The 26,104-nt window shown below is 58.8% G+C and carries 25 protein-coding genes, 1 tRNA gene and 2 pseudogenes; 12 read left to right on the forward strand and 16 right to left on the reverse strand.

All coding sequences use genetic code 11. The features are described from left to right. A complete protein-coding gene (locus EGT36_RS03045; protein WP_172965617.1) occupies positions 1-3,675 on the reverse strand; it encodes a response regulator in 3,675 nt (1,224 codons plus the stop codon). A 500-nt stretch (positions 3,676-4,175) separates the two neighbouring features. On the opposite strand from EGT36_RS03045, the gene EGT36_RS03050 reads away from it, so the two are divergent. Then, complete coding sequence (locus tag EGT36_RS03050) at positions 4,176-5,648, forward strand: DEAD/DEAH box helicase (protein ID WP_004443127.1); 1,473 nt, start codon at positions 4,176-4,178, stop codon at positions 5,646-5,648. 234 nt (positions 5,649-5,882) lie between these two features. Here EGT36_RS03050 and EGT36_RS03055 read toward each other — a convergent pair whose 3' ends face one another. From EGT36_RS03055 to EGT36_RS03070, 4 genes are all read right to left on the reverse strand, one after another. Further along, a complete protein-coding gene (locus EGT36_RS03055) occupies positions 5,883-6,791 on the reverse strand; it encodes a DMT family transporter (RefSeq protein WP_037089703.1) in 909 nt (302 codons plus the stop codon). 163 nt (positions 6,792-6,954) lie between these two features. Next, positions 6,955-7,344 (reverse strand): DoxX family protein, encoded by a 390-nt coding sequence (locus EGT36_RS03060; RefSeq protein WP_037089701.1) that lies wholly within the window; start codon positions 7,342-7,344, stop codon positions 6,955-6,957. A 239-nt stretch (positions 7,345-7,583) separates the two neighbouring features. Further along, complete coding sequence (locus EGT36_RS03065; protein WP_004443131.1) at positions 7,584-8,201, reverse strand: L,D-transpeptidase; 618 nt, start codon at positions 8,199-8,201, stop codon at positions 7,584-7,586. Positions 8,202-8,279: 78 nt separating this feature from the next. Further along, positions 8,280-9,176, reverse strand: coding sequence for a DMT family transporter (locus EGT36_RS03070; protein WP_006699592.1), 897 nt, complete (start codon positions 9,174-9,176; stop codon positions 8,280-8,282). Between the two features lie 437 nt (positions 9,177-9,613). Between EGT36_RS03070 and EGT36_RS03075 the strand changes: the two genes are divergently transcribed. From EGT36_RS03075 to EGT36_RS03105, 7 genes are all read left to right on the forward strand, one after another. Continuing rightward, positions 9,614-11,023 carry a circularly permuted type 2 ATP-grasp protein gene (locus tag EGT36_RS03075; protein WP_022556767.1) on the forward strand — a complete coding sequence of 470 codons (1,410 nt, stop codon included), beginning with the start codon at positions 9,614-9,616 and terminating at the stop codon, positions 11,021-11,023. Positions 11,024-11,026: 3 nt separating this feature from the next. Next, positions 11,027-11,968: an alpha-E domain-containing protein gene (locus EGT36_RS03080; RefSeq protein WP_004443135.1), complete on the forward strand. Its 942-nt coding sequence runs from the start codon at positions 11,027-11,029 to the stop codon at positions 11,966-11,968. 21 nt (positions 11,969-11,989) lie between these two features. Continuing rightward, positions 11,990-12,811 carry a transglutaminase family protein gene (locus EGT36_RS03085; RefSeq protein WP_125270031.1) on the forward strand — a complete coding sequence of 274 codons (822 nt, stop codon included), beginning with the start codon at positions 11,990-11,992 and terminating at the stop codon, positions 12,809-12,811. 4 nt (positions 12,812-12,815) lie between these two features. After that, positions 12,816-13,412 (forward strand): class I SAM-dependent methyltransferase, encoded by a 597-nt coding sequence (locus EGT36_RS03090; protein WP_037089699.1) that lies wholly within the window; start codon positions 12,816-12,818, stop codon positions 13,410-13,412. Between the two features lie 116 nt (positions 13,413-13,528). Continuing rightward, positions 13,529-13,987: a GNAT family N-acetyltransferase gene (locus EGT36_RS03095; RefSeq protein WP_037089697.1), complete on the forward strand. Its 459-nt coding sequence runs from the start codon at positions 13,529-13,531 to the stop codon at positions 13,985-13,987. Positions 13,988-14,042: 55 nt separating this feature from the next. Then, positions 14,043-14,459, forward strand: a complete 417-nt coding sequence (locus tag EGT36_RS03100; RefSeq protein ID WP_125270032.1) for a VOC family protein — start codon at positions 14,043-14,045, stop codon at positions 14,457-14,459. Between the two features lie 23 nt (positions 14,460-14,482). Further along, entirely contained in the window at positions 14,483-15,115 is a 633-nt protein-coding gene (locus EGT36_RS03105; RefSeq protein WP_125270033.1) for a histidine phosphatase family protein, read from the forward strand. A 152-nt stretch (positions 15,116-15,267) separates the two neighbouring features. Here EGT36_RS03105 and araD1 read toward each other — a convergent pair whose 3' ends face one another. The 4 genes from araD1 to chvE form a co-directional block, all read right to left on the reverse strand. Further along, entirely contained in the window at positions 15,268-16,263 is a 996-nt protein-coding gene (araD1, locus tag EGT36_RS03110; RefSeq protein WP_112556929.1) for a 2-keto-3-deoxy-L-arabinonate dehydratase AraD1, read from the reverse strand. Between the two features lie 119 nt (positions 16,264-16,382). After that, positions 16,383-17,579 carry a sugar ABC transporter permease GguB gene (gguB, locus tag EGT36_RS03115; protein ID WP_004443145.1) on the reverse strand — a complete coding sequence of 399 codons (1,197 nt, stop codon included), beginning with the start codon at positions 17,577-17,579 and terminating at the stop codon, positions 16,383-16,385. Beyond that, on the reverse strand, positions 17,576-19,114 hold the full coding sequence (gene gguA, locus EGT36_RS03120; protein ID WP_022556773.1) for a sugar ABC transporter ATP-binding protein GguA: 1,539 nt from the start codon (positions 19,112-19,114) through the stop codon (positions 17,576-17,578). Before gguA ends, gguB begins: the two co-directional genes overlap by 4 nt. A gap of 90 nt (positions 19,115-19,204) precedes the next feature. Continuing rightward, a complete protein-coding gene (chvE, locus tag EGT36_RS03125; RefSeq protein WP_004443148.1) occupies positions 19,205-20,269 on the reverse strand; it encodes a sugar ABC transporter substrate-binding protein ChvE in 1,065 nt (354 codons plus the stop codon). Positions 20,270-20,523: 254 nt separating this feature from the next. On the opposite strand from chvE, the gene EGT36_RS03135 reads away from it, so the two are divergent. Beyond that, positions 20,524-21,528 carry a LysR family transcriptional regulator gene (locus tag EGT36_RS03135; RefSeq protein ID WP_004443150.1) on the forward strand — a complete coding sequence of 335 codons (1,005 nt, stop codon included), beginning with the start codon at positions 20,524-20,526 and terminating at the stop codon, positions 21,526-21,528. A 71-nt stretch (positions 21,529-21,599) separates the two neighbouring features. After that, a pseudogene (locus tag EGT36_RS03140) lies at positions 21,600-22,082 on the forward strand (hypothetical protein). A gap of 46 nt (positions 22,083-22,128) precedes the next feature. Here EGT36_RS03140 and EGT36_RS03145 read toward each other — a convergent pair. Both EGT36_RS03145 and EGT36_RS03150 read right to left on the reverse strand, forming a co-directional pair. Beyond that, complete coding sequence (locus tag EGT36_RS03145; RefSeq protein WP_006699583.1) at positions 22,129-22,392, reverse strand: hypothetical protein; 264 nt, start codon at positions 22,390-22,392, stop codon at positions 22,129-22,131. Between the two features lie 245 nt (positions 22,393-22,637). After that, the gene (locus EGT36_RS03150) at positions 22,638-23,144 is read right to left on the reverse strand and encodes a MarR family winged helix-turn-helix transcriptional regulator (protein WP_037089685.1); all 507 of its coding nucleotides are present in this window, start codon (positions 23,142-23,144) and stop codon (positions 22,638-22,640) included. Between the two features lie 520 nt (positions 23,145-23,664). Here EGT36_RS03150 and EGT36_RS03155 point away from each other — a divergent pair. Continuing rightward, positions 23,665-23,741: transfer RNA gene (locus tag EGT36_RS03155), tRNA-Arg, on the forward strand. A 75-nt stretch (positions 23,742-23,816) separates the two neighbouring features. Here EGT36_RS03155 and EGT36_RS03160 read toward each other — a convergent pair. From EGT36_RS03160 to EGT36_RS30415, 5 genes are read right to left on the reverse strand one after another with little or no spacing between them, the layout of a single operon-like run. Next, entirely contained in the window at positions 23,817-24,077 is a 261-nt protein-coding gene (locus EGT36_RS03160; protein ID WP_125270034.1) for a DUF6074 family protein, read from the reverse strand. Beyond that, positions 24,074-24,382, reverse strand: a complete 309-nt coding sequence (locus EGT36_RS03165; protein ID WP_125270035.1) for a hypothetical protein — start codon at positions 24,380-24,382, stop codon at positions 24,074-24,076. The genes EGT36_RS03160 and EGT36_RS03165 overlap by 4 nt, the downstream gene beginning before the upstream one ends. After that, a complete protein-coding gene (locus EGT36_RS03170; RefSeq protein ID WP_125270036.1) occupies positions 24,379-25,047 on the reverse strand; it encodes a hypothetical protein in 669 nt (222 codons plus the stop codon). Before EGT36_RS03170 ends, EGT36_RS03165 begins: the two co-directional genes overlap by 4 nt. Continuing rightward, complete coding sequence (locus EGT36_RS03175; protein WP_125270037.1) at positions 25,044-25,496, reverse strand: hypothetical protein; 453 nt, start codon at positions 25,494-25,496, stop codon at positions 25,044-25,046. Before EGT36_RS03175 ends, EGT36_RS03170 begins: the two co-directional genes overlap by 4 nt. 57 nt (positions 25,497-25,553) lie before the next feature. Beyond that, a complete protein-coding gene (locus EGT36_RS30415; protein WP_172965618.1) occupies positions 25,554-25,715 on the reverse strand; it encodes a hypothetical protein in 162 nt (53 codons plus the stop codon). Between the two features lie 89 nt (positions 25,716-25,804). On the opposite strand from EGT36_RS30415, the pseudogene EGT36_RS03180 reads away from it, so the two are divergent. Further along, a pseudogene (locus EGT36_RS03180) lies at positions 25,805-26,032 on the forward strand (helix-turn-helix domain-containing protein); the annotation flags it as partial. Between the last annotated feature and the right edge of the window lie 72 nt (positions 26,033-26,104).

Raw genomic sequence — 26,104 nt, forward strand, 5'->3', positions numbered from 1 at the left:
TCAGCGACCGGTTGCGTCATCAGATACCCGGCGCGGAATATCTTCACCCAGCCACTGGGCGATCTTGTCCTCGAGAATTTCGGGGCTGATGGGCTTCGACAGATAATCGTCCATGCCGGCCTGCAGGCATAGATCGCGGTCAGCATCCTGCGTATGGGCCGTCACGCCAATGATCGGCACATGCCGGCCTTCGGCGGCCGCAAGTTCGGCCGTCCGGATCGCCTGCGTTGCCTGATGCCCGTTCATGACAGGCATGGAGACATCCATGAGGATGATCGCGGGATTATATTCCTCCCACGCCTGAACGGCCTTTTTCCCATTGCCGACGATCAGGAACCGCAGACCCGTCTGCTGCAAAATCTGCGTGAAAACAATCTGGTTGACGTCATTGTCCTCGGCCACCAGCACATCGATCAGGCTGGGCCGCAGCCGGACGGAAACTGTCGGCACCTCTGCCCGCCGCTTCTTTTCTGAAGCAGGACCTTCCGGCCGGGACGAACCGCCGTCCGAGACACCTGCGAAAGCTTCCGGCCGCGCGCGTTTTAGCCGCACGTCGCGCACCACGTCGAACAGGGTGGAGCGCAACAGCCGCGCCCGCGCGGGCTTCATCAAATGGGCCTGCACGTTGAGATCGGTAAAGAGCGTCTCGTCACCCACGACATCCATGGACGTCAGGAAAATGATGGCGATGTCGTCGAAACGGCGATCCGCCCTGATCCGCTCCACGACGTCCAGGCCGTTCATGACAGGCATGTGATAATCAAGAATGATGGCGTCGATCGAAAGACCCACCGCTACGGCTTCCTGCAGCACTGCAAGGCCCGTGGGCCCACCCTCGACGGCATGGCCGTCTATGCCCCAGCTTTGCAGCTGCTCCGTCAGGATGCGCCGGTTGACATCGTTGTCATCGATGACGAGCACCCGGATATTTTCGATCGCCACCGAAAGAGGTGGGACATCCCTCCGCCTTTCGGTCATCTGAAACGGGATGTTGACCTCGAAACTCGACCCCTTGCCCACTTCGCTGACGACATCGATCTTGCCGTTGAACAGTCCGACAAGGCCGACGGTGATCGCCAGGCCGAGCCCGGTTCCTTCGTGACGGCGCGTGGCGGAACTATCGACCTGGCTGAACTTGTCGAAGATCGTCTCCAGCTTGTCGGAGGGAATACCGATCCCGCTGTCTTCGACACGCAGCGACAGGATAGCCTCCGAAGCTTCCGCTGACTGCGCAGAAAGCTCCACCAGCACATGGCCGGTTTCGGTGAACTTGACGGCATTCCCGACGAGGTTTGTAACAATCTGGCGGAAGCGTCCGGCGTCACCGATGACCTTGCCGAAAACCGACGGGTCGATCCGCACCACCAGCTCTATGTTCTTCTCCAGCGCCGCCGAGGAAAGGAGCGAAACCACGTCCTCCACGGCTTCCGCCGGATCGAAAGATACGCTGCGCAGTTTCATCTGCCCGGCTTCGATCTTGGAGAAATCGAGGATGTCGTTGATAATCGTCAGAAGCGCATTGCCTGACTTGACGATGATGTCGGTGAAAGTCTTCTGGCGCGTATCGAGGTTGGATTTGGCCAGAAGCTCCGCCATGCCAAGCACGCCGTTCATCGGCGTGCGGATTTCATGGCTCATATTGGCCAGAAATTCCGATTTGGCGCGGTCCGCCGCTTCCGCCCGCGAAAGCAGACGTTGCAATTCGCCTTCGCGCATCTTCATCTCGGTCACGTCGGTGACGATCACGAGCCAGTAATTGCCGGAACTGTTGGTGGCTTCCAGGTTGAGCCAGCTCTTGCCGGCGACATGGATTAGCCAGGAGAACGGCCGGTTGGCGGCAATGTTGTCTTTCCAGGCATTAAGCATCGCGGCCGCTTCCTCGGCCGTGCCGAAATCTCCGCGCGCGGCACAATGGGCGAAGAAGCCGGACCAGTCGCGATCCTTTTCCAGCAGCTCGGGCGGCACGTCGAACATCCGCGCCATCGCCTCGTTTGACATGATGATCGTGCCCTGCTCCACCAGCACCAGGCCCTGCGCCATGGCGCGCGTCGCGCCCTGCATATATTCGCCGACGCGCTCCAGCTCGGCCTTCGCCTTGCTGATTTCGGCGTCGCGCATTCGCACATCCGTCACATCGGCATAGGTGCTGAGGATTTTTCCGCCTTCGAGGCGCGTTTTGGAGATGACGGTCACCTTGCCGCTTTTGCTGCGCACCTCGCGGGGGGCAAAGGCCCCATCCTTAAGGAGCCGCTGCGCCCGCTCACTATAGACCTCGTCGAAAGGCCGATCGCCATAATCATAAAAGCCGCTATCGAAATTCATCCTCATGAATTCGCGATAGTCTTTGCCCACAAGTGTTTTCTCGCCGCCGATTTCGCCCCAGACCTGGTAGAAGAACGGATTGACATATTCGATGACGAGATCGGCGCTGAGAAGCAGCACCCCCACGGGCAGCGCGTGAAGCACCGCCTCGAGTTGGCGATGCAGCGCCTCGGCTTCGGCCTGTGTCGCGATCAGCGCCTTTTCCCGCTCCTGCAGGAGGCTGACATCGGTGACGGAGCCCACGAGGTAATATTCGTCATCCGGTGTCGCAACGCGGCCGAGCCGCGTGATGACGGGAATGGCTCGTCCGTTGCGCTGAGGCATGTTTCCCGTGCGTTCGAGCGCCTCCCCGGTCTGCAAGATCCGTTCGTTTTCCTGTTGGAACTGGGAGCCATTCTGCGGAAACATTTCGGATTCGGTCTTGCCGATATAGTCGGCGAGATTGCCGCCGAGAAATGCGTCATAGGCGGCATTGGCATAGGTCAGCCGCCTGTCCTGATCCCTCAGGAAAACCCCCACCGGCAATTGTTCGAGGGCAGCGCGCAGCAACCAGGTCTCGCGGATCTGGGCGCTGAGAAGGGTCTCGTGCGCCTTGAACTCGGTCACATCGATGCGCAGGCCAACCAGCATGCCGTTTTCCAGCCGCTTGTTGACCATGCGCACCCAGCGGCCATCGGCGAACTGCTCCACCCGTTCGAGATAGGGCAGGGAAAAATCGCGCAACTGCTCCCGCATCCAGCCTTCGAACGCAGGGTCGTCTTCTTTGACGCGACGATATCCGCTCGAAAAATAGAGCGCCTCCATCAGCGCCTCGAGCCGGATGCCCGGCTTCAGCTCGACGCCAAAACCGCTATAGAACTCCGCGAAACGGGCATTGCAATAAACCAGCCGGTTTTCCGCATCGTAGACGACGATGCCGGCATCGATGAAATCCATGAGGCCGCTGCTGAACAGCAGGTCCGACGCCCCGCCGATATCCGCCGTCCCCGTCAGAACGCCCAACGGCATGTCTTCCACCGTTTCGAACAGGAACAGGCTGCCGTCATCATCGGTGAAGCGCTCGCAGCGAAGCGTGTATGGCAGGGAGGAAACCGAGGCATGGCAGGCGATCACCTCGTCCGTTGCAAAAACGAGTGAACGGCGCTCCCTGTCCTCCCGCTCCGCATCACGGATATCAGCCGAGAGGGAAAGGCTGGTGTGGCCTTCGAACGCCCTGAGGGGACGCCCCATCAACCGTGCGTAGGCGGCGTTGACCACGAGATAGCGCAGCTCGCTGTCCTTGATGCACGCGGGCAGGTTCAGGGCGGCCACAGCCCTGCAAGCCTTTTCCAGCAACCCGCTGCCCTCGGTCAATCGATACTCCACAGCGTGCAGTTTCACTTTTGTCGAATCAAATATTTCTAGATGACTCGCAAAAACGTTATGTGAGAAAATCTGTTTTTGCTATGCGCCCTGCCCGGCAATACACTTTTTTAACCATAATTATTCGCTGCGACTCAACTCTTCGGCCAGCTGGCGGCGGCGTTCCGCATGGCTGCCATGCGCCGTCCGGCAGCCATGTCATGAAACTATCGCTTGACTTTGGCGAGTAAAACGCCCACATGCCGGTCAAGCTTTCACCTTCGGCAGCCGCGTGAGCTGCAGCGTATGTTGAGAAGACTTGGTCCGAGAGAGACTTGGCCCGCATGAAGGAAAAGCGCAGAGAATACAGAAGACGGCATGTGCCGCACTGATGCGCAGAAAGTTATTCCAACCCACAAGTTCCCAATTCACGCGGGGTTCTTGACGCCGAAACCGCCGGACAGCAGCCCTGCTCCGGACGATTGGTTTTTGGCGCCCCGAAAGGCATTATATTGACCAGTTTTAGCGAACTCGGCCTCTCCGAAAAGATTGTTGCCAGCGTTACCCAGCTTGGCTACACGACCCCGACCCCCATTCAGGCAAAAGCCATTCCGCTGCTGCTCGAAGGCCGCGACCTGATCGGCCTCGCACAGACCGGAACCGGCAAGACCGCCGCTTTCGGCCTGCCGATCATCGAAATGCTGATGAAGCAGGCGGACCGCCCGGCAAACCGCACCTGCCGCACGCTCATCCTTGCCCCGACCCGCGAGCTGGTGAACCAGATCGGCGAAAACCTGCGCGCTTTCGTGAAGAAGACGCCGCTGCGCATCAACCAGGTGGTTGGCGGCGCATCGATCAACAAGCAGCAGCTCCAGCTCGAAAAGGGCACGGACATTCTGGTGGCAACCCCCGGCCGCCTGCTTGACCTCATCGCCCGCAACGCCATCTCGCTCTCCAAGGTCACCTATCTGGTGCTGGACGAAGCGGACCAGATGCTCGACCTCGGCTTCATTCACGATCTGCGCAAGATCTCGAAGATGGTGCCCGCCAAGCGCCAGACGCTGCTCTTCTCCGCCACCATGCCGAAGGCGATCGCCGATCTTGCCCACAGCTACCTGACCGATCCGCTGAAGGTCGAAGTGACCCCGCCCGGCAAGGCAGCCGACAAGGTGGAGCAATATGTCCACTTCGTCGCCGGCAAGAACGACAAGACCGAGCTTCTGAAGAAGTCGCTCAACGAGAACCCGGATGGCCGCGCCATCGTGTTCCTGCGCACAAAGCACGGTGCGGAGAAGCTCTACAAGCATCTCGAACATATCGGCTTCAAGGTCGCCTCCATCCACGGCAACAAGAGCCAGGGCCAGCGCGAGCGCGCCCTGAAGGGCTTCAAGGACGGCGAGATCAAGGTTCTGGTCGCAACCGACGTCGCGGCCCGCGGCATCGATATCCCGGCCGTGACGCACGTCTTCAACTACGACCTGCCGGAAGTACCGGACGCTTATGTCCACCGCATCGGCCGTACCGCCCGTGCCGGCCGCGATGGCATCGCCATTGCTTTCTGCGCACCGGACGAGACCCGCCTGTTGCATGACATCGAAAAGCTGATGAAGATCGATATTCCGGTTGCTTCTGGTGAACGCCCGGCCGGTCTTGCCAGCCCGACGCGCCCCAACAACAACCGCGGCGGACGAAATAACAATGGCGGCCAACAGCGCGGCCCGCGCGAAGGCGGACGCCACAACGGCGAATCTCGCCCGTCTCGCCACCACGCGCCGCGCGATGCGGACAATGATCTTGAAGTCACGTCCGACTTCAAGCGCGTGAAGCAGGCCGAAGGCGACGCAGGCCGCCCGGCTGGCCCGCGCAAGCATCGTCGTCCGGCCCGCAAGCCCGGCGGCAGCGGCGCCAACCGCCACGCCCCTGCCGGCGGCAACGGCCAGGAAAAACGCGCTTCCGGTAACGGCCATCGCGGCCGCAACCGTTAAGGCGCTCTGAATGGATTGAGGACGCCGCGGCATTGCCGGGCGTTTCTTCTCCCCGCCGGGGAGAAGATGGCCCGAAGGGTCGGATGAGGGGGTAAAGTTGCCGTATCTCATCACCCTTGCCCCCTCATCCCGCTGCCGCGACCTTCTCCCCGCCGGGGAGAAGAAACAAGCGGCACGCGCTCGCCAATAATCAAGCCCCGCAGCCACACCCGGTAGCGGGGCTTTTCTTCGCCTTCAGCTCCCCTGCGCGACCGGACGACGCCGTGACGGCAGGGTCATCGCCAGCACGCCCGCAATGACGCAGACGAGCCCACCCCACATGGCGGGCGTCGGCATTTCCCCCAGAAACGCCATGCCGATGGCGACCCCGACCGGCACCCTGAGATAGGCCTGCGAGGTGGTACCGACGGAACCGAGTGTCTGCATCAGCCGGAAATAGATCATGAAGGCGAGCGCGGTCGAAAACACACTGAGGCACAACAGTGCCGCCAGTGATGCCGCCGAAGGCGACAAGGTCCAGGGTCGGTCGACAATCAGGCTCACGGGCAGCAGCAGGACAGCACCGCAGATAAGCGAGCCGGCGGCCGGCATGATCGGATCGAGCCCTCTGAAATTTTTACTGAAAATGGCCGCGCAGGCATAAGAAAATGCCGCTGTCAGCACGGCGAGCTGGCTCCATATCGCCTCGCTCGCCCCATCAAGTGCCTCCATGCCGATAATGAGGCAAACTCCCGTCATGCCGGCAATCGTGCCGAACAGCTTGCGCCCGCTGACTGCCTCATGCCGGATCACGAGCGCCGTGAGAAGAAAGGTAAAGATCGGCGTCGTGGCATTGAGAATGACGGCGAGGCCGGCATCGATGCTCTGTTCGGCCCAGGCGATCAGCGTGAAGGGGAGAACGCTGTTGATACAGGCCTGAATGAAGAACAGCCGCCATGTCGCTAAATCCGTGGGCAGACGCAACCCGCGCAGCCGGATCACCGCGAAGAGCAGCAGACCGGCGATCATCGTGCGCGATGCGATGAAGGTAAGGGGCGGAATGGTCTCCACCCCGATCTTGATGAAAGTGTAGGATGCGGCCCACAGCGTGGACAACACGGCCAGAAGCAGCAATTCGCGGGCGATGGGGTTCTCAGAGGTCACGGATCGATTTCCAACTGCATTGAGGGTGACCCGTTCTTAACCGGAAAACAGGCGCCTATGCTTCGGCCGCGGCCGAAGTATCGACCCTGCTCTAAAAAGAAGCCCCGCGCGGCGTTGGCCACGCAGGGTTTCGGCAAAACAAATCGATGTCCGGTCAGGCAGATCAGGCCCGGCGCTCATCCACCGAGAAAGCGCCCGGACCGGCCACGAACAGATAGAGGAAGATGAAGCAGAACAGGATGGCGGCATCACCCCCGTTGAGTGCCGGGAAGAAGCTCTTCGGCCCATGCGCGATGAAATAGGCAACCGCCATCTGGCCGGACAGGATGAATGCGACCGGACGCGTGAAAAGGCCGACCAGCACGAGAATGCCGCCGACGAATTCCAGAATCGCCGCCACCAGCAGCATCGTCGGCAGGGAGCCTTCCATCTGCGATGCCGGAAAACCGAACAGCTTCTGCGTTCCATGCGAAATGAAAAGCAGCGCCGTCATGATGCGCAGCGCCCCGAGTGCCTGTGGGCGGTAGCGGGAGAGAGAATCGAAAATTGCCATGTTGATGTGTCCCCGTTGAAGTGGTGAAGCGCCGATAAGAGCGCGATGGCACGTTTATGGATACACCTCCGAAATAGCGGAAATCACGTTTCCGATATTGCAGAACTACCTAAAATACTCAAAACGCCATTTTCTACAAATAGTTGATTTCACCATAGAAAATTGACTTTCTTACAGAAAAATCAACTCAGGGCTTCAGACATTTTTTCGATCGCAACAGGCGGAAAAACCGTCCCGCCTCACGCCTGCAGCACCACCACCTTCGAACCGACAGGCACGCGGCTATAGAGATCGATAATGTCGTGGTTCAGCATGCGGATGCAGCCGCTCGACATGGCGTGGCCGATGGACTGCGGCTGGTTGGTGCCATGCAGGCGGAACATGGTGTCGTTGCCGCCGCGATAAAGATAGAGCGCGCGGGCGCCAAGCGGATTGTTCGGGCCGCCGGGCATGCCGGCTGCGAATTTCAGATTGCGCGGATCGCGGCGCATCATGTTCGCGGTTGGTGTCCAGGATGGCCATTCCGCCTTGCGACCGATATAGGCGTCACCCTTCAGGGCAAGACCCTGGCGGCCTACACCGACGCCGTAGCGCATTGCGCGACCGTCGCCGAGAACATAATAAAGCCGCCGCGCCGGCGTATCCACAACCACCGTTCCAGCCGGATGGCGCGTATCATAGGCCACCTCCTGCCGGCGCAGTTCGGGCTTCACCTTATCGAGATGCATGGCGGGAAGCGGGAATTTTTCCTCCGGCTTCGCCGCGTAATCCAGCCTGTGCTGGCCGATGCCGGTGTTTGCGCAGCCAGCCAGAAACAGCGGCAATCCAAACAGAACACCACGACGTGAAATAGACATGTAACCCCCGCCAAATCATGTGATTAACGAGAGGTATAATTTTATGGTTAATAAACCCCTAATATGAGGTTGCAGTAATTAACCAGCCGCAACCGATGCGGCAGGTTTGCGATTGGCGAGATAAACGCCTGTCACCGCCAGAACCGTACCCGCAATCATCGCAGGCGTCAGCGTCTCGCCGAAAAGCAGGGCGGCTTCCACCGCGGCAAGCGGCGGCACGAGATAGATCAGCGAAGCGGCGCGTGAAACCTGGCCGCGCCGGATCAGATAAAGAAGCAGCGCCACGGCCCCGATGGAAATCGCGCCGACAGACCAGGCGAGCGTGGCGGCAAGGCCGAGGCTCCAGTCCACATGCCCATCTTCCAGCAGAAGCGCGAAGGGAACCGTTACCAGCAGTGCGCCGACATATTGCAGCGTTGCCACCGCCATGATGTTGCCGCCATGCACGTACTTCTTCTGGTAGAGCGTGCCATAGGTGACCGAGGTCATGCCCAGCACATTCACCGCCACGGCGTAAAGCGGCACCGACAGCCCGCCAGCACCCGCGGCCATGACCTTCGGCAGCACCGCGATGGCGATGCCGGCAAAGCCGATGAGCAGGCCGGCGCGCTGCAGCGGCGAAATCCTTTCGCCGATCATGAAACGGGCGGCCACCGCCGTCATCAGCGGCTGCAGGCCGGCGATAATGCCGCCGATCGCCGCCGGCACGCCCTGCCCTATCGCCCACCAGATCATGCCGAGATAAAGACCGTGCAGGAAGACGCCTGACAGGATCGCCCGGAAGATATCGACACGACTTTCGGGCCACTGGATGGACGAAAAGCGGCAGATCGCCCACAGCAAAACGCCCGCCAGAAGATAGCGCAGACAGAGGAAGGTCAGCGGCCCGGTATAATAGACCGCATATTTGGCGGTGACCCAGCCCGTCGACCAGAGAAAGACGAAGATGGCCGGAGCCAAACGGTCGAGCGACATGGGCGCATCCTCTGTGTAGCATGATGTCCGCTACCGGTGCGGAACAGACGGCGAATTGATATTTCTGCGGCTTCACGCGAACCGGCGAATAGTCGAGCCGGGTGTTCAGCATGGCGGTATCCGCATCCCGGCAAAAGGTCAAAGGCGTTTTGGTGATCACATCTTTCAGATTTTCTGATGCGACGCCGGACATTCATCAACCGAAAGCGAGAGAACAAAATTTATGCATTCGCCCACGGCGCAAACAGCGCCACCGCCCGCTTACACCGCTCGTCGCCCCGCAACCAATTTGCCGATGCCGCATTTATAGGCGGAAGCCGAAAAAACGCTTCTTTTTTAAAACTCTAGGGCGACAAAAAATCTTCTCGGGGAGGCCTGCATAGTTCTTGCATTGCATTTGTCGTTGTATTCATATGGCAAAAAAGGGGACATCGAAGTTGGCATTTGACGAAATGATAAATGCGGACAACACGCCGCGAAGCCCATATGAAAACTATAACGAATGGTACAGCCGGCAGGACAGGGCACACCTGATCCAGAAATCAAAAGACGCGGAAAACATCTTCAGAAAAACCGGCATTACTTTCGCAGTCTATGGCCACGCCGATAGTTCAGAAAAACTGATACCCTTCGATATTATCCCGCGCATCATCTCCGGCCGTGAGTGGCGCAAACTGGCCCAGGGCATCGAACAGCGTGTTCTCGCCCTCAATGCTTTCCTCGACGATATCTACCACAAACAGGAAATCATCCGCGCCGGGCGCATCCCCCGTGAGATCATCGAAAAGAACGAAGCCTTCCTGCCAGAAATGATCGGCTTCACGCCGCCTGGCGGGGTCTACACCCATATCGTCGGCACGGATATCGTCCGCACCGGCGAAGACCAGTTCTATGTTCTGGAAGACAATGCCCGCACACCGTCAGGTGTCAGCTACATGCTGGAAAACCGCGAAACGATGATGCAGATGTTCCCGGAACTTTTCCATGAAAACCGCGTGCGACGGGTGGAGGATTACCCCTATCTGCTGCGCCAGTCGCTTGCCTCGCTCGCACCTCCGGGCTGCACCGGCAAGCCGCGCGTCGCGGTGCTGACCCCCGGCATCTATAATTCCGCCTACTACGAGCACTCGTTCCTCGCCGACATGATGGGTGTGGAACTGGTGGAAGGTTCCGACCTTCGCGTCATGGACGGCAAGGTGAAGATGCGCACGACGCGCGGTTATGAGGCCATCGACGTTCTCTACCGCCGCGTCGACGACGACTTCCTCGACCCGCTGACTTTTCGGCCGGATTCGGCGCTTGGCGTTCCCGGCATCATGGATGTCTATCGCGCCGGCAACATCACCATCGCCAACGCCCCCGGCACCGGCATTTCCGACGACAAGGCGATCTATTCCTACATGCCCGAGATCGTCGAATTTTATACCGGCCGCAAGCCGCTCCTAGAAAACGTGCCGACCTGGCGCTGTTCCGAGCCGGACAGCCTGAAATACGTTCTCGACAACCTTGCCGATCTCGTCGTCAAGGAGGTCCACGGTTCAGGCGGTTACGGCATGCTGGTCGGCCCCACCGCATCGAAAAAGGAGCGGGCGCTGTTTGCCGAAAAGCTGCGGGCGCGCCCCTCCAACTATATTGCACAGCCGACGCTGTCGCTCTCCACCGTGCCGATCATGGTCAAGAACGGCATCGCGCCGCGCCATGTCGATCTGCGTCCTTATGTGCTTGTTTCGGACAAGGTGCAGATCATTCCCGGCGGCCTGACCCGCGTTGCGCTCAAGCAGGGCTCGCTGGTGGTCAATTCCAGCCAGGGCGGCGGCACCAAGGATACGTGGGTACTGGAGGATTAAGCCATGCTGGGCAGAACGGCAAACGGGCTCTACTGGATGTTCCGGTATATCGAGCGCGCTGAAAACATCGCCCGGCTCATCGATGCGGGCCTGCGCGTTTCACTGACGCGCTCAGGCAGCGGCGACGAGGATTGGGACGGCGTGCTGCAAAGCGCGGGCGTGCACGAGGAATTCCTCGAAACACGCGAAAAGGTGACGGCGGCAAATGCTATCGATTATCTTCTCCGCGAGAAATCGAACCCATCCAGCGTCATGTCCTGCATCGAAGCGGGGCGCAACAATGCCCGCATGGTGCGCACGGCGTTGACGCGCGAGACATGGGAAGCGACCAACGAATTCTGGATCGAGCTGAAGAACATCCTCGGCCGCAAGCTCAACCATGCGGAACTGCCGCAGACCATCGACGTGATCAAACACCGTGCCGGTCTGGTGCGCGGCGCCTTCCACGGTTCAATGCTGCGCAACGATCTCTACAATTTCTCCCGTATCGGCACCTTCATCGAACGCGCCGACAATACGGCGCGCATTCTCGACGTCAAATATTACGTGCTGCTGCCAGCTGTGGCGCATGTCGGCTCATCGCTCGACAATGCGCAGTGGGAATCCATTCTGCGCTCGGTTTCGGCCCACCGTTCCTACGGCTGGGTCTATGATGCGGAATACAAACCGGCCAACATCGCCGACTTCCTCATTCTTAATGGACGCATGCCGCGTTCGCTTGCCTATTGTTACGAGAAGATCGCCAGCAACCTCAATTACATCGCCGAGGACTACAGCGAGCGGCACAAGGCACACGATACGGCGGAAAGCATCCGCGACAGTCTGCGCGCGACCACCATCGCCCGGGTCATGGACGAGGGCCTGCACGAGTTTCTGGAAAGATTCGTCCATCGCAACGGGCAACTGGGACAGGAAATAACGGAAGGCTACCGCTTCTATCAATGAGCGCGTAGACGGGGACAGCTTATGCGTCTGAAAATCACCCATACGACGGAATATGTCTATGACGAGCCGATGCCCTATGCCTTGCAGCGGTTGCGCCTGACACCGCAGACCGGCCCGAGCCAGACGGTGGAGGACTGGGATGTCTCGGTCGATGGCGCCACCGTTGAAGTGACCTATGACGACCATTTCGGCAATCGCGTCGCGCTGGTGGAAACGGAAGGCCCACAGCAGCGGGTCAAAGTGGTGGCGAGCGGCACGGTGAACACGCAGGACAAGGCCGGCGTGTTCGGTCACCACATCGGCAACGCACCGCTCTGGCTCTTCCTGCGCGAAACGCCACGCACCAAACCCGGAAAGCTGGTACGCGAACTGGTGAAGGCGAGCGTCGGCGAGAGCGAGCTTGCCCGCCTCCACAATCTCATGGAAAACATTCACGGCAAGGTGGAGTATGTGCCCGGCTCGACCGACATCGAAACCACGGCCGAAGCGGCACTGGAGGCTGGCAGGGGCGTCTGTCAGGACCACGCCCATATTCTCATTTCCGCTGCCCGGCAGATGGGCCTGCCTGCCCGTTATGTATCCGGTTATCTGATGATGGAGGCGGTGGAGGAACAAACCGCTACCCACGCCTGGGCCGAGGTGCATCTGCAGGGCCTTGGATGGGTCGGCTTCGACGCCGCCAACAATATCTGCCCCGATGACCGTTATGTCCGCATCGCATCCGGTCTCTGCTACCGCGATTGCGCGCCTATATCTGGCATGCGCATCGGCCCGGCCGGTGAGACGCTGAGCGTTTCAGTCACCGTGCAGCAATCGCAGAGCCAGAGCCAGTCCCAGAGCTGAGATCATGGCCGCCAGAGACGACGATACGATCGGTTTCTATACTGACAACGCAACCGCCTATACCACCCGCGGGCAGGCAGCAGACCGCCCGCATCTGGAAACGTTCCTGTCGCAGTTGGAAAAAGGCGCCAGCATTCTCGAGCTAGGATGCGGTGGCGGGCAGGACAGCGAATATATGCTGGCAGCCGGTTTCGACGTGCATCCCACCGATGGAACGCCCGATATAGCGAAGGCTGCGGAAGCCCGACTCGGCATTCCTGTCAGGACATTGCTGTTCGAAAATATCGATGAGGTCGGGCGCTATCACGGCGTCTGGGCCAATGCCTGCCTGCTCCACGTGCCACGCCCTGCCCTGCGCGGCATCATCGGCCGTATCCACACAGCACTGAAACCGGGCGGCGTCTTTTATGCGAGCTTCAAGGCCGGAGAGACTGAAGGACGCGATACGTTCGGCCGCTATTACAATTATCCGTCCAGGTCATGGCTTGAGGAGCTTTATGGGCACTATGACTGGACGGGTGTAGAGATCGAAGCCCGGCAGGGAAGCGGTTACGACAAGCTGCCGACAGACTGGCTGCATGTCACGGCCAAAAAGCACTGACCAACCGCGACAGGTTGACGGTTGCAAAAAGGCGCAGCACCCGTTTTAATCGCCGTTCTCAATTGAAAGCATGATCCGGTTTATCCTTTTGGGACAAAACCGGCCGGGAGACGGCATTGTACAGCATTTCCGACTATCGCGACTGCCAGTCGCATGGACCCATCATAGCAGAAAGGGTCTGGACGGCCTGGTGGCAGGATAGCGGCCTCAAGGTGGGCGATGTCCTCGAGCACCTGAAAGAGATGACAAATCCTCACGCCCTCCCCACCGGTTTCGTCGCCCATGATGGCGACGCCTATGTCGGCTCCGCTTTTCTCATTCATTGCGATCTCGAGGAGCGCCCGCACTATCTTCCCTGGGTCGCGGCCCTGTGGGTGGAGGAAGACCGCCGGCGCTCTGGCGTGGCGCGCGCGTTGATGCAGGCCGCAACAAAAAGGGCCGCCGACCTCGGTCACGAGACCTGCTACCTCTGCTGCGAGGCAAGTCTTGAGGACTATTACCTCAACTGCGGCTGGACCATCCTCGAACGGGGCGTCGGCAAGCACGATCTTACGGTGTTGACCTACAAGACCTGACGCCGCCCGCCGCCTACCCATCATTCCTCACCACATCTCGACCATAGGAGGCACCATGCAACCGCCAACAGCCATCATGGAAACCGCGATCTATGTGAATGATCTCGAAGCCGCCGAGGCTTTTTACTGCGATGTCTTCGGTCTGGAGATCATCCGCAAGGTGCCCGGAAGCTTCGTCTTTTTCAGGTGCGGGCGGCAGGTACTGCTGGTTTTCGACCCCGAGAAGTCGCGCAAGGCCGATCCCGATCATCCCATCCCTCGCCATGGCACGGCAGGTGAAGGCCACTTCTGCTTTTACGCAAGGGACAAATCGGAGGTAGACGGCTGGAAAGCGCACTTCGAAACGCTCGGGATTCCTATCGAGCACTATCACCGCTGGCCGAATGATAGCTATTCCGTCTATATCCGCGACCCCTCCGGGAACTCGGTGGAAGTGGGAGAAGGCAAGCTCTGGGGATTTGAACAGGGCTGACCGCAAAGAAACAGGACGCCACCGTGAAGAACATCTATGTCGTAACTCATCCTCAGTCGGTCCACCATATCGAGAACCGGGTCGGCGGCTGGTATGATACCGGACTGACGCCGCACGGCAGGACCGATGCCAGGGCGGCGGCTGCCAGACTGGCGACGCTGGTCGGTGGTGAGCCTGTGGAAATCTTCAGCTCCGACCTGCTTCGCGCCTCGCAGACCGCAGAAATCATCGCGGAACGCTTCGGGCAGCAAATGGAGATCATGAGTGACCTCAGAGAAATGAGCTTTGGTGAGGCCGAAGGCATGTCGCAGCAATGGCTTGATGAGCGTCAAATCCCGGCACCGCACCATAATCGCCTTGACCATCGTGGCGGTATTGCCGATGGCGAGACGAGACGCGAATTTGCTGAAAGGGTGTATCGAGCCGTAAACATGATCATCGCGCGGCCCTGCGCCACGCAGATAATCGTGACCCATGGCTTCGCCCTGACCTTCGTCATCGCGGCATGGATCAAGATGCCGATCGACAGCGCCGGTTATGTCAGCTTTCCGGCGCGCTCCGGCAGCATAACGCATTTGAAGGAAGACGATTACTGGCAGAACCGCGCCGTCGTTTCACTGGCGGATGTTTCGCATCTGACTAACGGTGATGGCTGACAAGAGCCCGCTTGAAAATCGTCCTCGCAAAGGGACGATTGGACACAAAACCTAAACTCTAGCGTCATCCTCGGGCTTGACCCGAGGATGACGTAGAGAGGTGGGAATACTCCGAGACCACACCTCAACCCTTTACGTGCTACTTTCGCAGATCAAATCTGCCGAACCACGATCTCTTCTTCCGCATCGACCGCCAGCGGGTTCTTCAGCGGCAGGCCGAAACCGGCGGCTTCGATTTCGAAGACGTCGCCCGCTTCCGGCTTGATACCTTCGGCGAAGGAAAGCGTTGCCGTGCCGAACATGTGCACATGCACATCGCCAGGCGCACGGAACAGGCCGTATTTGAAGTGGTGATATTCGAGGTTCGCGAAGGTATGGGACATGTTGTCTTCACCCGATACGAACGGCTTTTCGAAAATGACCTTATCGCCGCGGCGGATGCGCGAGGTGCCGCGAATATCGGACGGCGGAGCGCCGACGCGAATTTCCGGACCGAAGCTTGCCGGGCGCAGCTTGGAATGGGCGAGGTAGAGATAGTTGATCCGCTCGGTGACGTGATCGGAAAACTCGTTCGAGACGGCAAAGCCGATACGCACGGCTTCGCCCTTGTCGGAAATCACGTAGATGCCTGCCATCTCAGGCTCTTCGCCGCCATCCAGCGCAAACGAAGGCGAGGTGAGCGCCGCACCGGGCGCTGCCGCCACATGGCCGTTGCCCTTGTAGAACCACTCGGGCTGAACGCCCTTTTCACCGGCCTTCGGCTTGCCGTTTTCCAGACCCATGCGGAACATCTTCATGGAGTCCGTCAGGCTTTCCTCGGCGGCTTCCGTGGTTTTCTTGTGCATGCTGTCGCGGGTCGCGGCCGAACCGAGATGGGTAAGGCCGGTGCCGGTCAGATGCAGATGAGCCGGATCGGGATGGGTGATCGGCGGCAGGAAGCGACCTTCGGCATAAGCCTTTTCAAGATCGACGGCATCGCCCAGACCATGCGCGGAAATGACATCTGCAAGGTTCTTGCCGCCATTGGCGGCTTCCATGGCAAGCGCATAAACGGACTCTGCGCCCTTGACTGCGCGTGCCTCTCCGCCTTCTTCGCGAACCGCTACGGTGATGTTGCCGCTGGCATCTTTAATCTGTGAAATGAGCACGGGATTTCCTTCCTCCGGCGCAGTGCGCCTTTATCTCTTCTACGCGGCGCCTTGCGCCTGCATCTTATGAAAGTGGCCGGAAACCGGCCACTTTTTGGACTGCGATAGGGGTGAGCCGATCAGCCCTTGTTCTTGTTGTAGACGTCGAAGAACACGGCGGCGAGCAGCACGAGGCCCTTGACCATCTGCTGGAAGTCGATGCCGAGACCGACGATCGACATGCCGTTGTTCATGACACCCATGATGAAGGCGCCAATGACCGCACCGGTGATCTTGCCAACGCCGCCGGATGCCGAAGCACCGCCGATGAAGCAGGCCGCGATCACGTCAAGCTCGAAGCCCACGCCGGCCTTCGGCGTTGCCGAGTTCAGGCGGGTCGCGATGATCATGCCGGCGAGACCAGCCAGAACGCCCATGTTGACGAAGGTCAGGAAGCTCAGGCGTTCGGTGTTGATACCCGAAAGCTTGGTCGCCTTTTCATTGCCGCCCATGGCGTAAATGCGACGGCCGATCGTCGTGCGACGCGTCACGAAGCTGTAGAGCGCAACGAGAGCAAGCATCACGATCAGCACATTCGGCAGGCCGCGATAGGTGGAAAGCTGGTAGCCAAGAAACAGGATCGCGGCCGAAATCAACAGGTTCTGGGCGATGAAGAAACCGAAAGGCTCGACATCGATGCCATGCTTCACATTCACGACACGGCGACGCCATGCGAGGTAGAACAGCACGACGGTAATCAGCACCGTCAGGATCATCGAGGTGGTGTTGAGACCTTCAATGCCGCCGATATCGGGCAGGAAGCCGGTGCTGATGATCTGGAAATCGGTCGGGAACGGACCGATGTTCTTGCCGCCGAGCACGAAGAGCGTCAGGCCGCGGAACACCAGCATGCCCGCCAGCGTCACGATGAAGGACGGAATGCGGTGATAGGCGATCCAGTAACCCTGGGCCGCACCGATGATGCCGCCGATGACGAGACAAATCAGCGCCGCCAGAAAGGGGTTCATGCCCCATTGCACGGTCAGTATGGCCGCGATCGCGCCGACGAAGGCGACGATGGAACCGACCGAAAGGTCGATATGCCCGGCCACGATGACAAGCAGCATGCCCAGTGCCATGATGACGATGAACGAGTTCTGCAGGATGAGGTTGGTCAGGTTCACGGGGCGGAACAGGATGCCGCCGGTGTAGAACTGGAAGAAAACCATGATGGCGACGAGCGCGATCAGCATGCCATATTCGCGGATATTGGAGCGAATATAGGATGTGACCGAGACGACGTTACTTTCTTCGTTTGTTGTGTTTGCCGAACTCATGAGTTCTTCTCCCCTGAGCGCATGATAGCGCGCATGATGCTTTCCTGGCTCGCCTCTCCCTTCGGCAATTCAGCGACGATGCGGCCTTCGTTCATGACGTAGATGCGGTCGCAATTGCCGAGCAGTTCGGGCATTTCCGATGAGATCATCAGAACGCCTTTACCATCGGCAGCGAGCTGGTTGATGATGGTGTAGATTTCATATTTCGCGCCGACATCGATACCGCGGGTCGGTTCATCGAGGATCAGCACGTCGGGATTGGAGAACAGCCATTTGGAGAGCACAACCTTCTGCTGGTTGCCGCCCGAAAGGTTGACCGTTTCCTGAAAGATGCCCGACGAGCGGATGCGCAGGCGCGTGCGGAAATCGCTCGCCACCTTCATTTCCTTGATGTCGTCGATGATGCTGGCATTCGAGACGCCGGCAAGATTGGCGAGTGTGGTGTTGTGCAGGATGTTGTCGTTGAGCACGAGACCGAGATGTTTGCGGTCTTCCGTGACATAGGCAAGACCGGCATCGATTGCCTTGCGCACGGTGCTGACGTCAACTGGCTTGCCGTTGATCAGCACTTCACCGGTGATCTTGTGGCCATAGGACTTGCCGAACACGCTCATCGCAAATTCGGTGCGCCCTGCCCCCATCAGGCCGGCAATACCGACGACTTCGCCCTTGCGCACGGTGACGTTGATATCATGCAGAACCTGGCGGTCGCGGTGCTGCTGGTGATAGGCGTTCCAGTTCTTCACTTCGAGAATGGTTTCGCCGATCGGCACGTCGCGCGGCGGATAACGATCTTCGAGATCGCGGCCCACCATGTTGCGGATGATGACGTCCTCGCTGATTTCTTCCTTGTGACAGTCGAGCGTCTTCACGGTCATGCCGTCGCGCAGCACGGTGATCTGGTCGGCCACCTTGCGCACTTCATTCAGCTTGTGGGTGATGATGATCGAGGTCATGCCCTGCTTGCGGAATTCCATCAGCAGGTTCAACAGCGCCTCGGAATCGCTTTCGTTCAGCGAAGCGGTCGGCTCATCAAGGATAAGCAGCTTCACGCTTTTCGACAGCGCCTTGGCGATTTCGACCAGCTGCTGCTTGCCGACGCCAATATCGGTGATCAGCGTCTCCGGTGATTCCTTCAGGCCCACTTTCTTCAGAAGTTCGCGGGTACGGTTGAAGGTCTCCTGCCAGCTGATCACGCCGTTCGAGGCGACCTCGTTGCCAAGGAAGATGTTTTCCGCAATCGACAGGAGCGGCACGAGCGCCAGTTCCTGGTGAATGATGATGATACCAATATCTTCACTGTCGTTGATGGCGCGAAAGTTTCGCACTGCGCCTTCATAGTGGATTTCGCCCTCATAGGTGCCGGCGGGGTAAACACCGGAAAGGACCTTCATCAAGGTCGACTTTCCCGCGCCGTTCTCACCGACGAGTGCGTGGATCTCACCTTCCTTAACCTTGAGGTTGACGTTCTCAAGCGCTTTCACGCCCGGAAACGTCTTGGTGATGTTCCGCATTTCGAGAATGGTATTGGCCATATCGCAATCCAGCGCCCGATTAATTCCGGCGTTTTTATTTTTATGGAAAAACGGGGATGACGCCAAGCCATCCCCGCATGTGTATCAGGCTTATTTCAGCTGGTCTTCCTTGTAGTAACCGCCATCGACGAGAACCTGCTTGTAGTTCTCCTTGGTTACTGCAACCGGCTTCAGCAGGTAGGACGGAACAACCTTGACGCCATTTTCATAGGTCTTGGTGTCGTTCACTTCAGGCTCCTTGCCCTGCATAACGGCATTCACCATGTTCACGGTAACCTTCGCGAGTTCGCGGGTGTCCTTGAAGATGGTGGAATACTGTTCGCCGGCAATGATCGACTTCACGGACGGGATTTCAGCGTCCTGACCGGAAACGACCGGCAGCGGCTGATCCTTCGTGCCATAACCAACGCCCTTCAGCGAGGAGATGATGCCGATGGAAAGACCGTCATAAGGCGACAGAACGGCGTCAACCTTGGCGTCGGTGTAGTAGGCCGAGAGAAGGTTGTCCATGCGGGCCTGGGCCGTTGCCGGATCCCAGCGCAGCGTGCCGACCTTGTCCATGCCGGTCTGGCCGGACTTCACGACGAGCTTGCCGCTGTCGATGTAAGGCTGGAGAACAGACATAGCGCCGTCGTAGAAGAAGAAGGCGTTGTTATCATCAGGGGAGCCGCCGAAGAGTTCGATGTTGAACGGACCCTTGCCATCCTTCAGACCGAGCTTGTCGACGATCGAAGTCGCCTGCAGAACGCCAACCTGGAAGTTGTCGAAGGTGGCGTAGTAGCTGACGTCACCGCTGTTGCGGATCAGGCGGTCATAAGCGATGACCTTGATGCCCTGCTCGCCGGCCTGCTTCAGCACGTCCGACAGCGTGGTGCCATCGATCGAGGCGATCACGAGGACCTTGACGCCCTTGGTGACCATGTTTTCGATCTGGGAAAGCTGGTTCGGAATATCGTCGTCGGCATACTGCAGGTCGGTCGTGTAACCAGCTTCCTGAAGCTGCTTGACGATGTTGTTGCCGTCATCGATCCAGCGCGCGGAAGACTTGGTCGGCATGGCGATGCCAACAGCGCCCTTGTCCTGTGCGAAAGCCGGCACTGCGAAAGACGCAGCACCGATGGCACAAGCTGCCATCAGCGAAATAATGGACTTCATTAACTCTCTCCCTTGAGCCCTTCTCTGGACCCGCATGTTGCGGTGCACCAGGAAATTCATGCCGTCAGAGGAAGAAGCCGCGCCCTGCTCGCTCCCTTTTCGCAATTGCGAAATGGAACAGCTGCCGCTCCTCCCCGGCATTCCGCAAATTGTTCTGAATCCATATAACTGTCAAATAGAATAAATCAGTTTCCATATATCAATTGTGATATATTAAATCGATACAAAAACCGATGAGGGGTATAAAATCGCGAATGAGCAACCAGAAAGTGTATGAGCAGGCGCAAACAACGGATGCCCTTTTTGTCTTTGAAGACAACCCGTTGCTGCGGGCCGGATTGAAGATGAGCCACCTGCGCATGCTGGTCATGATCGAGGAGCACGGGCAGGTCAGCGCGGCTGCCGCCGCCATGAACATGACGCAGCCGGCGGCCTCGCGCATGCTCTCGGAAATGGAAGCGATCGTCAAATCGCCGCTCTGTCAGAGAGCATCGCGCGGTGTGGTTCTGACGAAGTTCGGCGAGGCGCTGGCGCGACGGGCGCGCACCATATTGCTGGAGCTGCGTGAGGCGAGTCGCGAACTCAATCAGATGAAGTCCGGCAGCGGCGGATCCGTTTTCATCGGCGCGGTGACCGCGCCCGCCATCAGCCTCGTGGTTCCCGCCATAAGACGGGCCATGGACACCTATCCCGGCATTGAAATCAATGTTCAGGTGGAGAGCAGCAACGTGCTGGCGCGGGAATTGCTGGCTGCGCGCCACGATTTCATCATCGGCCGCATACCGGATGACTTTGATCCAGGCCTGTTCTCCATCCACGAAATCGGCATTGAGCGCGCCTGTCTGGTGGTGCGCGAAGGTCACCCGCTTCTGGGCGGCGATCCCGTCACCCTGCAGGATCTTTCCGGTTACGACTGGGTGTTCCAGCCCCCTGGCGCGCTTTTGCGGCGCACCATGGAGGATGTCTTCCTTACCCACGGCGTCGCCATGCCGCGCAACGTCATCAACACGCCATCCGTGGTTCTCACGCTTGCGCTTGTCTGCAACACCGATGCCATTGCGCCGATTGCGCAGGACATGGCCGAATTCGTGGCCGGCCAGCGGGCCGATATCGGCCGGACCCGCATATTGCCGACGGATTTCGAACTGGTCGTCAAGCCCTACAGCATCATCACCACCAAGGGGCGCGTCCTGCCGCCCAGCGCCCGCCTGCTTTACGATCTGGTGCTGGATGAAAGCCGCAAGCTGACTGCCCAGTGACGGCGGCAAGCCAGACGCCACCTTCATCCACTACAAGGGCCGGAAATCGTGACCGGCGAAGGAACAGCCGTATGCTCTTCGGACAATCCGTTTTCCAGTCTGTCGTCGAAAGACTGAAGCAGGAGAAAGAAGACGAAGGCGCAGAGCCGCCCCCGCCCGCGGATACCCGCATTGCCGGCTTCAGCTCAGGCTTCGTTGTCGATACGCATATCTAAGCGCCGGCGGCTGCGAACGGCAATCTCGACGCTTATCTCGCCTTCCTGGAAGACGCCGCGCCACCGGCGGAACCCCAGCCGGAACCGGAGAGCGAACCGGAACCGATGCCGGCCCACCTCGAAAAGACCTCACTTGCCGATGTTTCGGCGGAACTGGCGATCAAGGAGACCGACACTGCGGCAACGCTCGCGGAAAAGCGCCGCGCCTTCGCCCGCCTCAATCATCCCGACCGGGTGAAACCGCAGTTCCGGCACAATGCGACACTGCGCATGACGGCAGCCAATCTCCTGATCGACCAGGCGCTCCGCATGCTTCGGATGCGAGAGCATTTCCTGTAAGAGGCGGGCAGCTCAAGACAGGCGATGAACGGAAAATCGCGACGCGTCAGCCGGCATCGTCCTTATCGGTGGGTGGATTTTCGGCGGCGGGCGCAACCGCCCCGTCCCCACCCTTGTCGCCGTCGCTTGCGGGTTTGAATTTTACCAACAGTTCATAGGCCGCATAGACGCCTATGCCGCCCACGACGGTTCCCCAGAAAAACTCGCGATTGACGAATTCGATGACAGCCCATGCCACACAGAAACCGACGATGAGCAACCGCACCCACAGGGGACGATAAAGCGGATGACTCGTATCGATATTCAGCATGGTGTTTCCGTCTCTGGCTTTTCCGGTCAGTCGCTCGCTGCCGCGCGGCACCGCATGGCACGGGAATTCCATGCGTCTTGACCGTTTCGCAGACAAATTGCAACGCAAATCGGACCGAGGGATATCAGGCTGCCGTGATGGAGATCACCGGAAACCGGGGGTGCCGTGCCACCACGGATGAAATCCGCCGCCCCTTCCGCCCAGCATTGCCGATCTGAGCATGGGGAAACATCGGCGCCGGAGCGTCAGTCGCGCAGGCGGCCGAGCAGCGCCAGCAATTGGTCGCGGGCCTTCTTGCCGCCGATACGGTCGATCAGCTTTTCCTCGCGGTCGCGCCAGACATCGGAAAGGCGCTCGAGAAGACGGCTACCCTCGGCCGTCATGTCGAGGAAATGAACGCGCCTGTCCTCTTCCGACCTGCGGCGGACGAGCAGACCTTTCTCTTCCATGCTGTCGACGATGGCAACGAAATTGGCCCGCTGGATGCCGAGCGCCTCGGCCACATCGCTTTGTTTAAGACCCGGATTTCCGCCAACGATGACGAGAACGGAAAAATCGGCCGGCCGCAATCCCTGCTCCGCCAGCACATCGGAAAAACCGTTTGCCACGGCAAGTTGCGAGTGCCGCAAATGGTAGCTGATCGCAGTCGTCAGCAAACCGTAATCGATCGCCGTAAGATTCGTCGTTTGCGCGCTGCCGCTTTCGACCTTTTCCGTCCGCGGCCCGTTGCTATGTGCCAATCGCAAAGCCATCCGATCCCCCGCCTGATTCGTCCTTTACCCTGCCGAAATCATAACTGACAATGTCACGAAACTGTATCCTAAATAAATGTAGATGATACTAATATTGTATAAGAATTTGACAGTTAATGGCCGGAAACCCAATGTTGCCCGCCATCTGGCGACAAAATCTGCGCCGAAAGCATGACTATTTACCCGCCAATTTTGAGGGGCCGGAACCGCGGGGCCACCCTTGTCTGGCAGGCATACGGGCACTCCGGCCCACGACGGATGAACATGCTGAAACTGCGCGCGGGACCCGTGACAAGCTACTACTTATAAGTGAAATCGATTTCCGCAAGACCTGGGACGCCAAACGACGCAGCCCCGCGCGCAAAGAAGCCAAAAACCCGCACGCCCCCACTTCCGGCCCTCTTCACCCTGCGGTCTCGAAAACTGGCAAGGTTTCGCAAATCTTGGATTTTTAGTCATTGATGCGGAAAGAAAGCTAGGGTATGAACCAACCGCTGCACGCGATTCAAGCGTGACCGCTGCACCCGTAGCTCAGCTGGATAGAGTGTTGGATTCCGATTCCAAAGGTCACAGGTTCGAATCCTGTCGGGTGCGCCATATTTCTCAAGGCTTTCAGCAAATTCACAGCCCCTACGAATTTCCCACAGGAAGCATATAGGAAGCACGCGGTGATTATTTGCCGTTCTGGGATGGCTGGTTCTTTTCGGCGTAGGCGCGCTGCATCTCCTCCATGACGGCACCGGTGAAGAGCAAAGCCTGCCTCGACACTTCGGCCTCACACATGCCGATCGCTGACAGGCGGGCGGCCAGGTGGCGCATTTCCTCCCGCCAGTATCGGCTTGCTGCCTCACCATGCAGCCGGTCGAGATTGCCGGCGCAACGCTTGATCTCGCTGCGCTGGCGATGGACAGGGAAACAGACGACGGTGTTCATGCTTGCCTCCTGCGCCGCTCACGCACCATGCCGCGAGCGATGCTATTGCCCGATCCATCGAATTGCAGATCGCCGCTGAACGGCCGCCACTCGTCCTCAGACCGGCAGCAATCCTCCTCGTCGCCGTTCTGGTCGGTTTCGTCGGGCTCGCGCTCGTCGTCGTCTTCCCGATCCTCCATTTCTGGATAGGTATCTGCCAAATAGGGTTCAAGGTTCTCGTCACCGTCGAGAAGATCGAGAAGCGCGACAAGTTCCTCGATCTTGGCTTCCAGGCGTGCGCGGGAGGTCTCGATAGGAGCCTTCATGCTTCTTCTCCCGCATTGACAAGGGTTGCGAGGAAGATAGCCTGATCCTGGCCATTCATGGACGAGCCGTAAACCTTCTTGATATGCGCCGCCTTCATGCGGGCGTCTTCTAGCGTCTTGATGGGGTGCGCGATGATGGCTTCGTTCAGGTCATTTTCCAGACCGGAAAGACGATCCTGCTCCCTGCCCAGATCATGGAAGCCGCTTGATGTGGCCCATTCCTGATAACGCGCTTCACGGGCATCGAATATCGCAAGGTAATGCTCTCGATCGGCTTCGATCCTCGCAAATTGAGGCGCGAAGTTGTGTGCGTCTCCGCAGAACTCGGCGTTCATCTTGAAAACCTTCGCCTCGCAGTCGAAGAGATGATTCACAGCTTCGCGCGACATCACAAACTTCTGCTTCATCATGTGCCAACGGTAACTGTGCGTCAGTTCGGCTCTATCGAGCTTCGCCACTGGCGGGCGATTGGGGCTCTCCCAGAGTGCCTCAGACAAACCGTCAATGCGATCAGCTTCGGCGGTGACTTCGTTATAGGTTGCAATCAGATCGGCAAGCGCCGACGGTTCGATCTGGGCGGCTGTTACAGCCTCGCAGGCCGTGGCGGCTACAGGAAGCGCGGCAGCAGCTACGCCGCCGAGAAAGGTGCGACGGGTCGTTTTCATGCTGAATGCTCCTCTGTAACCGGGATTTTGATGAGGGTGTGGACGCCATCGTGGTTGATGGTGATGCGGTCGACGGCCAGATCGGGGTTATCGCGAATGATCTGCCCTGCCTGCTGCAGGAGGTCGGAAAGCCGTTCGCGGGCTGTCTGGCCTTCCAGATAAGCAAGCGCGCCTTTCACGAGCGTGGCGCTGACCACGGAACAGTCGAAATCTTCGTTCTCCTTGTCGGCAAGACGAAGCGCAGCCATCAGTCCGTCAAAAGACGTGAGCCGGGCCGAGCTCTCGAAAAACGCATTCATTGCAGAATGCATCTCGATTTCCTCGGGGCTGTCTTCGAGAGGGCCATTGCGGTTATTCGCTGCTTCGATCGCTGCGTTGTGCCGCGCAATCATTTCTTCCAGGGTAATTTCTGGCATGGCTTCGCCAGCGGCCGGAATCGTGTTCGGCATTGTCATTCTCCAAATTGTCGAGAGGGTTTTGTCACTCCCTAAAAAGGGAGGCAGTCTTTATGCGAGATCGAGAGCAGCGCCGCCGGTCAACTGCGGCTCACGAGGAGCCGGGACAACCAGAGCCGCGCCATTGTCACGCTCAGCGCGTTCGAAAGCGGCCTTCAAAGCCGGGTTGGTAAAGAGGCTGGAAAGGCGGACGTTAACTGTATTGTGTGTCATTGTTCGATTTCCCTTGTTATCATGTTGCATTATTGATATAAGGCTACATCAAACCTAAGTCAACACTTTTAATGCAAGGTTATATAAAATTGTCGATATCTCCTGCTCAGTGCCGTGCCGCTCGCTCCCTTATCGGCTGGTCGCAAGACAAGCTTTCGGAAGAATCGAAAGTCGCAAAAGCTACCATCGCTAACTTTGAGGCTGGCAAACGATCCCCGTATGAACGGACCCTCGATGATATTCAGGAAGCTCTGGAAAAAGGCGGCGTGATATTCATTGCGGCAGATGAGATGAAAGCCGGCGGCGCTGGCGTGCGTTTTGATCACAATACCCAGGGCGACTAACGAGAAGACCACTTATCACTACCAAAGGTGTGGTCATCATGACCA

This window comes from Agrobacterium sp. FDAARGOS_525, assembly GCF_003938925.1.
Lineage (GTDB): Bacteria > Pseudomonadota > Alphaproteobacteria > Rhizobiales > Rhizobiaceae > Agrobacterium > Agrobacterium pusense.